The 12,467-nt window shown below is 42.8% G+C and carries 9 protein-coding genes; 6 read left to right on the top strand and 3 right to left on the bottom strand.

Features of this window, described 5'->3' with window-relative positions:
- Positions 1–31 precede the first annotated feature (31 nt).
- Complete coding sequence (betB, locus tag AC623_RS18125) at positions 32–1,504, bottom strand: betaine-aldehyde dehydrogenase (RefSeq protein WP_049665134.1); 1,473 nt, start codon at positions 1,502–1,504, stop codon at positions 32–34.
- A gap of 160 nt (positions 1,505–1,664) precedes the next feature.
- Here betB and AC623_RS18120 point away from each other — a divergent pair, with 160 nt between their 5' ends.
- Entirely contained in the window at positions 1,665–4,481 is a 2,817-nt protein-coding gene (locus tag AC623_RS18120; RefSeq protein ID WP_049665133.1) for a tetratricopeptide repeat protein, read from the top strand.
- Positions 4,482–4,533: 52 nt separating this feature from the next.
- On the opposite strand, the gene AC623_RS18115 is transcribed toward AC623_RS18120, so the two are convergent.
- Positions 4,534–5,979: an APC family permease gene (locus tag AC623_RS18115; protein ID WP_049665131.1), complete on the bottom strand. Its 1,446-nt coding sequence runs from the start codon at positions 5,977–5,979 to the stop codon at positions 4,534–4,536.
- Between the two features lie 370 nt (positions 5,980–6,349).
- Positions 6,350–6,736: a hypothetical protein gene (locus tag AC623_RS18110; RefSeq protein WP_156187138.1), complete on the bottom strand. Its 387-nt coding sequence runs from the start codon at positions 6,734–6,736 to the stop codon at positions 6,350–6,352.
- Positions 6,737–7,218: 482 nt separating this feature from the next.
- Between AC623_RS18110 and AC623_RS18105 the strand changes: the two genes are divergently transcribed.
- The 5 genes from AC623_RS18105 (at position 7,219) to AC623_RS18085 (ending at position 12,329) form a co-directional block, all read left to right on the top strand.
- Positions 7,219–7,602, top strand: coding sequence for a MarR family winged helix-turn-helix transcriptional regulator (locus AC623_RS18105; RefSeq protein ID WP_082174474.1), 384 nt, complete (start codon positions 7,219–7,221; stop codon positions 7,600–7,602).
- 11 nt (positions 7,603–7,613) lie between these two features.
- Complete coding sequence (locus AC623_RS18100; protein WP_049665127.1) at positions 7,614–8,822, top strand: MFS transporter; 1,209 nt, start codon at positions 7,614–7,616, stop codon at positions 8,820–8,822.
- A 641-nt stretch (positions 8,823–9,463) separates the two neighbouring features.
- On the top strand, positions 9,464–9,664 hold the full coding sequence (locus AC623_RS18095) for a DUF3311 domain-containing protein (RefSeq protein ID WP_049665126.1): 201 nt from the start codon (positions 9,464–9,466) through the stop codon (positions 9,662–9,664).
- Positions 9,661–11,142: a sodium:solute symporter family protein gene (locus AC623_RS18090; protein WP_049665124.1), complete on the top strand. Its 1,482-nt coding sequence runs from the start codon at positions 9,661–9,663 to the stop codon at positions 11,140–11,142. Before AC623_RS18095 ends, AC623_RS18090 begins: the two co-directional genes overlap by 4 nt.
- A complete protein-coding gene (locus tag AC623_RS18085; protein ID WP_049665121.1) occupies positions 11,139–12,329 on the top strand; it encodes a M20 metallopeptidase family protein in 1,191 nt (396 codons plus the stop codon). The genes AC623_RS18090 and AC623_RS18085 overlap by 4 nt, the downstream gene beginning before the upstream one ends.
- Positions 12,330–12,467 lie beyond the last annotated feature (138 nt).

Raw genomic sequence — 12,467 nt, 5'->3', positions numbered from 1 at the left:
TAAAATTTTGATTTATAGTTAAAAGTGGCTTTTATTGACCATACCAATTCAAGCCTTCATCGCTTAAGTCAATCCAGACACTTTTCGTTTCTGTGTACATATCTAACGCTTGAATTCCAAGCTCTCTGCCAAATCCACTTTGTTTTGTTCCTCCAAAAGGCGCCGCGCTGTCTAACATGCTAAATGTATTGACATAGACCGTACCGGCTTTTAGTCCTCTTGCCATTCGATGAGCCCGTTTTAAATCAGATGTCCACAATCCAGAAGCTAAACCGTAGATCGTATCGTTTGCTCTTTTCAAGACATCTTCTTCATCCTTAAAGCGAATAACAGAAAGAACGGGCCCAAATATTTCCTCACGGGCAATCGTCATTTCGTTCGTTACATTTTCGAAAACGGTAGGGGTGAAGAAGTAGCCATTTCCGGCCTCTTTATTTTGCTCACCGCCTATTACAAGGTTAGCACCTTGCTCAAGACCGACTGCTACGTATTGCTGGATTCTATCTAATTGCTGCATCGAGACTTGCGGTCCCATTTGTGTGGCTGGATCTAACGGGTTGCCAACTCGAATCGATTGGGCTTTTTTAACGAAGGAATCCATGAATTTGTCGTAAATGCTATCTTGGACAAAGAGGCGCGTTCCGGATGCACATACTTGGCCTTGGGCAAAGAACACGCCAAACATCGAACCGTTGACAGCGTTTTCAATATTGGCGTCATCGAACACAATATTTGGCGATTTTCCTCCTAATTCTAAGCTGATTGGCTTAAGGTTCTTACTAGCCGCCTGCATAATTAAACGCCCAGTTGAGGTGGATCCGGTAAAGGCGATTTTATCAACGTCTGGATGAGAAGAAAGGGCATCTCCTGCCACCTTGCCGTAACCTGGCACCACGTTAATCACGCCATCCGGAATGCCAACTTCTTGAAAAATCTTTACCATTTCTAAGATGCTTACCGGTGTTTGTTCCGCTGGCTTAATGACAATCGTATTGCCGGCAGCGAGAGCAGGAGCCAGCTTCCACATCGTCAGCATTAAGGGGAAGTTCCAAGGAACAATCGCTCCCACAACGCCAATCGGTTCCTTTAAGGTGTAATTAAAGCGGTTGGATGGAGAGGCGAGCGTGCGTCCTTCCACTTTGTTGGCTAAGCCGGCATAAAACTCTAACACATCAATCATGGCTGGCATGGCGATAAATTTTGTTTCATTAATCGGCAATCCGTTATCCGTTGATTCAATTTCAGCTAGCCAATCTGCTTTTTCCCATAAAACTTGCGCCGCTTTATACAGCAATCTGCCGCGATCGCCTGGTGCCATATGAGCCCACGGACCACTCTCAAATGCCTTACGAGCTGCTTTTACAGCTAAATCGACATCTTCGCGTCCGGCTTCGGCTACTAAAGCATTTACTTCACCTGTTGCCGGATTAATTGATTCGAATGTCTTCCCGGATAAAGCCTCTACCCACTTTCCGTCGATGAACAATTTATAGCTTTCTTGCATCTTCAAACCCCCTTGACAAATGATTGTTAATTCAAAAAATTTAGTATAGACTGAATATAAAACTCTTTTCTTACTGGTTTCTTACAAAAACAACTTAAATGACTTACAGAACAAAAAATCTTATCGATTACGTGAACGATTTAAGTTGGGGGGACACTTCTTGAATATTGCAGATTCAAAGCTAAAAATACCTAATTACACTCCACATCTTACACGCCATCGTTTAGTGGCCGAACTGGATCATCCTCATCCTTCTTCACTCATTTTAGTAACAGGTGACACGGGCTATGGGAAAACGATTTGTGTCTCAAACTATATCATGGAGAAAAACATCCCTTGTGTTTGGTACAGCTTGTCCAATACAGATTGTTATGCGCATGTGTTTCTCAGCTATCTAAAAAAAGGAATTTTACAGTTAAAGGACAAACACGCTCCTAACGAAATCATAGAGCCTCAATATGTAGAGACAGAATTAAATACCCTTATTTCTTTGATGGCTGATCTGTCGCAGCCTGTATGGATCGTATTAGATGATTATCAATGGATCGATAAAAGCCCCGAAATACAATCTATTATGAATAGGTTGCTAGATGAATGTTCATCAGCTGTACGCTTTATCATCATTAGCCAGGTACGCCCGCATTTGCCTCTTTCAAAGTTGAAAATAAAACATAAATATAAAGAGTTAACGACGTTTGATCTTGCCTTTACAGTAGAGGAGACGCGTGATTTTTTTAATAGCATGCACGAGCTAGAGCTGGAAGACCATGAGATCAAGTTAATTCAGAGAAGAACAGAAGGATGGGTAGCCAGCTATCAGCTGTTGCTGGGGCTTATTAGCAACTTAAATCGGGAGGAGCGCGCCCGCTTCTGGACGTCCTTTCCACACGTCCAAGATATTTATGATTATCTTTCAACAGAGGTGTTTGAAGCTCAGAATGAAGAAATCCAATCTTTTTTATGTAAAACAAGCCTGCTCTCTGAGCTAGACCCAACCGTTATGAACCGCTTTTTACATATCGATCACTCCGAAAAAATCTTAAAGCATCTGTTAACCCGTCATTTGTTTATTTATCAAGACGATCAAGGGGTGATTCGGTATCATCGGCTTTTCCGCAGGTTTTTATATGAAAAATATAAGGAACAAGTGGGAAATGAAGAAATTCGAAGTACCCATCTTGCACTTGCGCATATTTATGAAGAGCAATATAAATTCGTTTTCTCCTTTGTGCATTTAATTATTGGGAAGGATTACTCGAAGGCAGCGAAGATAATGGGGATGATTGGAGATCGTTATAATCCGATCGAGTCGATGACTTTTTTAAATGGGTGGCTTGAGGAAATTTCTTTTGAGGAATCGATCGCCAACAATACTCTCTTTCTCATCCGCTGTATTCCGCTCTCTGTATTAAAAGAGCTAACGGTGCATTTAGAAGAAAATATCATGCTATTAAAGAAAGAAAAAAACGAATTGTGGCTTTGTAATCTCCAGCATCGGCTGGCGACGATTTGTTTGATGAGAGGGGAGTTGATGAAAGCAAAGCACCTATTTCTAGAATCCTTAAAGGGCTCTGAGAAGTTTCGAGACTACCCGATGACAGCTTTAAATTTAAATCTTCTGGCTGAGATTTATCGTTATTTAGAAGATTATTCAGAAGCGATGACAGCGATTCGCCGTGCTCTTTATATTTCCGATCAATATGGAAACAAGCATACCCAGCTTCATGCTCTGGATACGATTGCAACCATTTATCTTGATGAGGGAAAAATAAATGAAGCGACTCCTTACATTCAACAAGCGATCGACATTGCGCAAAATGATGATCATTCCTCACTTGTGTTCGTCTATACAACAAGGGGGAGAATGTCCAGGCTGCAAGGAAATATCTATGAGGCAATAGAGTGGGGGAAAAAAGCAGTTGAAATCGCGGATATGTATAATACCAATTTTGATAAAGGCTGGGCCAATCAAGAATTAGGGAACAGCTATTTAGAGAATCAGCAATGGACAGAAGCGGAAGGGTGTTTTTCAGAAGCCTATCAATCCTTTTCGCTCTTTACCCATTATCAATGTGTAGTACTGATGTCTCAGCGAACCATGTACGAAAAAAGAGGGGATTCCAAAAAAGAGAAGGAAAAAACCAACGAATTGCTCCAGCTTTGCCGGGAACATGATTATCATTGGCTGGTGAAAGAGATCAAGCCGGTTAATCAAGTAATGATAAAAGAGAAAGAAGCACCTTCATTGGAAATCTATACACTTGGCCATTTTAAAATTTATTACCGAGGCAAACCGATTACGATTAAAAGAAAATCCAGCTTGCAATTGCTTCAGTTTCTTATAACGAATCGAAACAAAAAAATAGAAAAAGATATTTTAATGGAGGCACTCTTTCCGGAAGGCTTGCTTGACTCCGTGCAAAATCAATTTCATGTTTCTTTGTCGGTACTAAGAAAAACGATCGAACCTGATTTGGAAGCAGGCAATCAGTCAAGTTATATTCTTCGTTCCAAAAGCCATTATTTGTTTGATACACGCCATGTGCATTTAGATGTGGAAAGGTTTAAGGAGTTAACAGCAATCGACAATGAGCAAAATGTTCAAAATATGCTGATGGCCGTGGAGTTATACAAAGGAGACTATTTTGAAGAGTATCCTTACGCGTCTTTTCTAGAAGCGGAAAGGGACAGTCTGCGGCTGCAATACTTTAACATCTGCCGCAGCTTAGCACATTACTACTCAAGGCAAGGTGACGACTCCAAATCATTTGAGCTGTTCGAAAACATCTTAAAGAAAGATCCATATCAAGAACAAGCTTACTTTGAATACATTCAGCTTCTTTTAAATAAAAACTTTTCTGCCCAAGCGAAGGGTATAGCCGAGCGAATGACTCAATATGTGGAAGAAGAGATGGGGATAGAAGTGCAAGGCCGTCTAACTGAACTATTTGAAACCTTTCAAACACCAATAAAGTAAAAGGGTCAGTCCCCCGCCGCTTTCAAGCGGCAGGGGACTGACCCTTCATCATTTATAAGGACTTTTTCTTTAATTCAGGCTGATCATCAAACTGGATGACTCGATCAATTTCTTCATCCATATGCTTGTCCGAGTTTTCTGCCCCGTATTTGGACATGGATGTTTTATAGAAGATGAATCCTAAGATGGCCCAAGCGAATACGATAATCCATTCGTAAGGCCAAATAAGTGCTGAAGGCATGCCCGGCATATAGAGAACGGATACGCCTAAAGCCATACACGCTGCAATCCAGCCAATGGCTGTACCGCCAGGAAGCTTAAACGGACGGTGCATGTTAGGCACTTTTTTACGCAGGATAATAAAGGATACCGCTACCATGAACCAAGAAACAACCAATCCTAAACCGCCGGCATCCACGAGCCATACTAGAGCAGGGCGGCCAAATAATGGTGCTGCCGTAGATAAAACAGCAATGAGCATAATCGCTTTATGAGGCGTATTGTATTTCGGATGCAATTCTCCGAGAGACTTAGGAAGCATGCCCGCTTTAGCTAATGCATATATCGCCCGGCTTCCGCCTACGTAGAACCCAATCCAGCTCGTTAGGATGCCTCCAATTCCACCTAACACCAACACATTCCCCATAAACTGGCTTCCACCAAATGCTTTTGCCATGGCATCTGCTGTGACAAGATTCGATTCAGCCATTTCAGAAGGAGTCAAAATGCGTGAAACGCCAAATATAACTAGGATATACCAAATAACAGCAAGGATAACAGAAAAGATGAGCAGCTTGCCGATCTGTCTCTGCGGGAGGTTAATTTCTTCGGCAGCTTGTGGAATAACGTCAAATCCAACGAACATAAACGGGGTCATAATAATAACAGTTAAGAGTCCAGCCATTCCATTTTCAAACAGCGGCTGCATATTTGCAGTGCTTCCAGAAAAAGAGCTTCCGGTAATTAATAAAATTCCAGCGATGGCAATAACAAGTGTAAAAATGAAGGTAATAGCAGTTGAAAATTTAATACCGCGGAAGTTAACCCAGGCAATAAGAATAGATCCTAAAATTCCAACACCAGCCCAAGTGATCGTAACATCCCAGCCGGCAATAGTGTATAAATAACCTTTACTGTAGTTAGGGATTAAATACTCGAATACAGTTGGAAGAGCTACAGCTTCAAAAGCGACAACGGACACGTATCCAAGAACGATCGCCCAGGTTGTAATAAAACTTGGCACCCTGCCCATGGCCTTGTAGCTGTATACATGTTCTCCTCCGGCTAATGGAAGAGAAGACGCCAATTCAGCGTAGGTTAGGCCGACGAATATAACAAGAATTCCACCAAGGATAAAGGCGAGAATGGCGCCTAATGATCCTGCTTCTGTAATCCATAATCCTGTTGTGACAACCCATCCCCAGCCGATCATGGCTCCGAATGCTAAGGCAAGGACATCTCTGTTTCCTAATGTTTTGAGAAATTTTTGTTCCTCCATTTACTTTCCTCCAGTTTTTCCTGATTGTCTTGTACGATGATTCAATCAATAACATTTATAAGAGCTAGATTTCTTAAGAATAAAGTTCCAAACCATCCAATAAAAAACCAAAATGGTAATGAACCCCCTTTCAAGGATGTTAAATACAATTTTGAAACTTTTGAACTATTATATTACATAATTCGATAAATTCGCAATATTTTTTGTTATATGAAAGAATTCTGTCGTAAGGTATTCTATTTTGCAGGGAGATTTCTTCTTGTAAATGATAGATCGTATTTAAATTTTCAAGAAAAAGTATACCTTTTTGAATGGTAAGGGGTCAGTCTCCCATCGCCTTAAAGCGAAGGGGGACTGACCCCTCTGTTCGTTAAAAACATTGAAAAGAACGGATTCTTCGCAAGTCTGTTCCAAAATAAACCCAGCGCCAGTTTTGCCAGCGCCAGCCGGCTATGGACGTTCTCCCCACGAATACTGGGTAAAACCAGAAGTTTTGGCCGTTTTCGAGCCACACGTACGTGTAACGGAACAAGCAGCCTCTTATAGCACCAGGATCAATAGCAAAAGCAGAGGCGCCTTGTTGAAGCTGGGGAGTGAAGGCGGGAGGCGGTGAAGACGGCGGCCCGCCCGCTTGTTGCCCGCCGCCTGGAACTCCGGGTGGCGGGGTTGATGGAATTGACGGGAAACCTCCGGGCGGTCCGAATGTTCCTGGAAATCCTGGACCTTGCAGCCGATCAATGGGGACATCGTATAACATCCCATCTTCAAATAAGAGGTCTTCTTCTACTGGAAAGGGGGAATAGTAATAGGAGTAATCTCTATCATACATTCACTTTTATCTCCTTTCAGAAATGTTTCCATTTACTGTATGCGAACAATCGGTTTTCGGTGAGTTGCCTATAGAAAATTAGAAGCGTTCAATGATCCGACGTAATAAGTAGCCAAAGCCAAAAAAGAATGACCGGACAGCGAAGATAACTAGTTCCGGAACAGCGAGAAGCAAATCGAGAAAAAATCAGACAAAGAATAACGTTTGCCCTCTTTCCTTCTTTTTTCTTTCCGTTTGAAAGGCATGATCCTCACCTCTTTTATTCAATCCTTGCCTGTTATGGTAAATCCATATAGAGAACTAGACAAATTTTACTTTCTTTGTTATATTGAATTAGTTACCCAAGCTAACTATTTTCATAGGAAGTGATTCTAATTCAAACATTTCAAAAGTTTTTCTATCAATTTTTAATGTTATACCGGCCGTTTGAGAATCGGTTAAATATACTTCTTGGCGAACATGATCTCTATAGAGCGCAATGGACGGTGTTGTACTATTTAGCTAATTTTGGGCCGTCTACGCTAGTGGAGCTGGCGAACTATCAAAGCGTGGAAAAGCCGACGATGACCCGAACGGTTCACCGCTTAAAAGAGCTAGAGTATTTAGAAACGATTCCCACGAAAGATAAGCGTGAAAAGAAAATGCAGTTAACAGCGCTCGGCAAAAAAGTGTATGAGGACGTTCGTGTGTCCATTGACGAATTTGAACAGGACATTTTAAAGGGGATCTCTGAAGAAGAACAGCTGAAGGCGATCCAGATTATGAAAACTATTCAACAAAATATTTTAAAATAGGAGATGAAAGTGTGAGTAAATCAGGACCAAAATTATGGACAAAGGATTTTATCGTTGTTTCGTCCATTAACTTTTTCATGACGCTGATTTTTTATTTATTAATGGTGACAATCGCAGTATATGCGGTCGCTGAATTTCATGCAACGACGAGTGAGGCAGGTCTCGTAACGGGAATTTTCATTATCGGAACCCTAATTGGCCGCTTATTTATCGGCCGGATGATTGATTCAATTGGCCGGAAGCGAACATTATTTATCGGTCTCATCTTGTTTACATTAACGACGGCTTTATACTTTGTTAATTTAGGCATTAGCTTTCTGCTTTTAAATCGCTTTGTTCATGGGTTGACGTTGGGGATCGCCAGTACGGCAACGGGAACCATTGTCGCGCAAATTATACCAGCGACACGAAAAGGAGAGGGAATCGGCTACTATACGATGAGTGCGACGCTTGCCACAGCAATTGGTCCTTTTATCGGACTGTTCATGAGCCAGCACACGACTTTCCCTGTTATCTTTAGTTTTTGTCTGGCGCTAGGGATCGTCAGCTTAGCAATTGCCTTCTTTGTGAATGTCCCGCCGTTCGAATCAACTGTAAAAGCAGCAGACATCAAAGGGTTCAAGCTTTCAAGTTTTGTAGAGCCGAGAGCCTTGCCGATCGCATTTGTCACGCTGGTTGTTGCTTTCTGCTATTCGAGCGTGTTGTCGTTTATTAATTTCTATGCGATGGAAATCAATCTTGTGGAGGCGGCCAGCTTTTTCTTTATCGTCTATGCTGTAGCCGTATTAATCTCACGTCCATTTACCGGCCGTTTAATGGATCTGAGAGGGGCGAACTATGTGATGTATCCGGCCTTTTTATTGTTCGGCGCAGGGATGCTGTTATTGAGCACAGCAGGGCATGGCTTCGCTTTATTAGCAGCTGGCTTTTTAATTGGGCTTGGCTTCGGAAATATGCAGTCCAGCACGCAGGCGATTGCGGTGAAGCTGACACCGCCGCATCGCATGGGACTTGCGACATCCACATTCTTTATTTTTCTCGATGCCGGTCTTGGATTTGGTCCTTACGTGCTCGGCCTTGTTATTCCACATACAGGATATAGTGTGTTGTATATGAGTCTTGGTCTTGCTGTTCTTGCTTTTTCTGTTCTGTATTATTTCTTATACGGCAGAAAGGAAAAAGAATTAAGAGCTGCACTAGAGGCGACAGCGACGCTGTAAGAGAGTGACCCAAACCTTGGTTTGGGTCTTAGGATGTTGACAAACGCCCGCTTTCTTCGTTTCTCGTCTGGCTGCGGTGTTCATGATCCTCATGGTCACTCCGCTCCTCGAAAGACAAATGTTTTCAATCAGCCTGGGATATTGAAAATAAACTTTATCTATAATCTGTGACCTAAAGCCCCAAACTTTTGTTCGGGGCTTTTTTTGGTGCATATTCGTTTTGTGAGCGGAGTTTTGTCGAGTGTGAGCGAACATTTGTCGATTGTGATCGATTTTCTACATTTTATAAGCAAAATACGCAAATTCATGCATAAAATTAGAATAATTATACAGACGATAAGAATCGCTTCTGCCAGTAAGAAGCTAGTTTTATTCACTAACAGTATAAATTTTTTTTATATAAGGTATATAAACCTTCAATGATGGAGCATGAAAAACTGTGATACGATTACAGTGTAAGAGGTTTCAAGTTGAAAAACTATTGCGCAATAGTTGTAAGCGGCTACATCCTTAAGTTTTAGACTGATTTTACGGAATATTCTCAACCGTCGGGTGTGCCTTTTAAAGTCTAGGTTATGCGCTTTTTATGCATGATAGGAATAAAGAAACAATGAATCCATTACTTCGTGGGGAGTGCATTTATGAAACGAATTATCCTGTTATCCATTATCCCTTTTATCGGGTCATTAGGATTATTGCCGTTTGTGGACGAGGTTGACCAATACGTCCTGGGCATGCCATTTATTTTCTTTTGGGTCGTGTTGTGGACCTTATTAATCAGTGGGTTTTTATGGCTCATCTATCATTTAGATCCTAGGAATATGGAGGATGCAGACAAATGAACAGTGCACTTATCGTGATTTTACTCTTTTTATTGCTGTCCATCTTTTTAGGGATTAAAGCGAAAAAGGGCAAGCAGATGGATTTGGACGAGTGGGCAGTAGGGGGCCGAGGTTTTGGTGCTTTCCTGATTTTTATCTTGCTTGCGGGTGAAATGAATACGACATTTACTTTTCTCGGTGGAAGCGGCTGGTCTTATGATAAAGGGGCACCCGCGGCGTACATGATCGTTTATTTGCCGCTTTCAATTATTATGATGTATTGGATTGCACCAGCGATTTGGAAATACGCGCAATCCAAAAAATTAGTGTCCCAGCCAGACTTTTTTGCCAGCAAATATAACAGTCCATTTTTAGGTGTATTAGTCGCTATCATCGGCGTGATTGCAATGGTGCCGTACCTCGTTTTACAGCTGAAAGGTCTCGGCATTATCGTTTCCGCTGCTTCTTATGGAGCGATTTCACCTTCTACAGCAGGAATGATCGGCGCTGTCGCTTTAACCATTTATGTGATGGTGTCAGGGATTCATGGTTCGGCTTGGACGGCTGTGTTAAAAGATTTTATGATTTTCTTTATCGTTCTTTTCTTAGGGATTTATTTGCCGCTTTATTATTATGGTGGTATCCAGCCCATGTTCGAATCGGTGGAAAAGATGAAGCCGGGCTTTTTCCACTTGCCGGATCAAGGCCTTAGTCTCTCTTGGTTTATTTCCGCTACGCTGCTAAGTGCCATTGGTGGAATGGTTTGGCCGCATTTGTTCAACGCTATTTATTCCTCTGAAAGTTCCAGAGCGATACGAAAAAACACGATTATGCAGCCGATTTATTCGTTGATGCTGTTGTTCGTTTTCTTCGTCGGGTTTACAGCGATTGGACAAGTACCGGGATTAACAGGACCGGATACAGACTTTGCCCTTTTAAAATTGTCGATTAGAACATTTGATCCGTGGTTTGTCGGCTTAATTGGAGCGGCGGGCTTATTAACGGCACTCGTTCCAGGTTCTATGCTCTTGATGGCAACGAGCACCTCGCTTTCATTAAATGTGTATAAAGTGATCGTGCCATCCGCAACGGGCCAGCAGGTGACAAAGATGGCCAAATACTTGGTACCGGTGATCGCTTTAATGGCGACGTATTTCACGGTCAACGGCGGAAGTACCATCGTGACGCTGCTGCTGCTCGGCTATGGATTCATTGCTCAATTGCTGCCAGCGCTACTTTTCAGCTTTTTAAAGAATAACTTTGTGAATAAGTATGGAGCAGTCGCCGGTATGATCGCCGGAGTAGCGGCTGTGATGTATACAACTTTTAATAACTCATCTTTTGGGACGCTTTTCCCTTCATTGCCACAGTTCGTTAAGGATCTGGACATCGGGATCGTCGCTTTAGTATTAAATACAGCTGTCACGGTCATTGTCAGTGTGGCGGCACAAGGCCTAAAGGCGAAAGAAGCTGTGAAAGGAAAGGAGTCTTTATCATGATCGATCAATTAGTTGCCAAATTGGAAGGGATTTATCCTGAGATGGTCGCTTTTCGAAGAGACCTCCACATGTATCCCGAAATCTCTTTCCAAGAGGAAATTACACCGAAAAAAATCAGCCGATATTTGAAGGAGTTAGGGCTCGACGTACGCACAGAAGTAGGCGGCAGAGGCGTTGTGGGTGTATTAAAAGGCGGCAAGCCGGGTAAAACGGTTGCCTTGCGCGCTGATTTTGATGCCCTGCCAATCCAGGATGAAAAAGAAGTAGAATATAAATCACAGATTCCGGGAGCGATGCACGCTTGCGGCCATGATCTTCATACGGCGGCCTTGCTAGGTGTAGCGAAAGTATTAAGTGAAGTAAAAGAAGACATCAGCGGCACGGTCGTGTTCATTCATCAATTTGCCGAAGAGCTGACACCGGGCGGAGCCAAGCCGATGATTGAAGATGGCTGTTTAGACGGCGTGGATGTTATTTATGGAGCGCACGTCATGTCCACGATCCCGGTCGGAACGGTAGGTGTATGTGAAGGCTACGCTTCGACTGCTGCAGATGAATTTGAAATTGTCGTAAAGGGAAAAGGCGGGCATGGCTCTGAACCGCATTTAACGGTTGATCCTCTCGTTACCGGCTGCCAGCTCGTGTTAAATTTACAGCAAATCATCAGCCGGCGTGTTGATCCTTTAAAGTCAGCGGTGCTCACAGTTGGAGCGATCAATTGCGGCAGCGCGCCAAATGTCATTCCGGATGCCGCTGTCATTAAAGGAACCGTGCGCACATTCGATGAAGAAACAAGAACATTAATCGAAGAAGCGATCGGGCAAATAGCGAAATCCACTTGCGCTGGAGCGGGTGCTTCCTATAACTACAAATATGACCGGGATGCCCCTTCCATGTGGAACGACCCAACGGAAACGAAACGTGTTGAAGAGATGGCGATTTCCCTGTTTGGTGAAGAGCAGGTGGAACGAATTTCACCGATGATGGGCAGTGAAGACTTTGCTTATTATCAAAAAGAGATTACAGGCACGTACTTCTTTGTCGGCGGCGGAAATCCAGCGATTAAGGCCACATTCCCGCACCATCACCCGAAATTTGATGTGGATGAGGAAGCGTTGCTGACGATTGGAAAAGTGTTTATTGCCTCTGTTCTTAATTATTTATCAGATGGCCGCATTCGTCCGTAAAAAATGTGAATAATAAAGAAAAGCCATGCAGAGGAAACAAGTCGGCTGCATGGCTTTTTAGGCTGTATGAGCGGAATGTTGTCGAATGTGAGCGATGCCGGTGAAAATATGAGCGAAAGCTTGTCGAATGTGAGCGAT

This window comes from Bacillus sp. FJAT-27231 (genome assembly GCF_001183975.1).
GTDB classification, from domain to species: domain Bacteria; phylum Bacillota; class Bacilli; order Bacillales; family Domibacillaceae; genus Pseudobacillus; species Pseudobacillus wudalianchiensis.
This window is presented reverse-complemented; position numbering and strand designations above follow the sequence as displayed.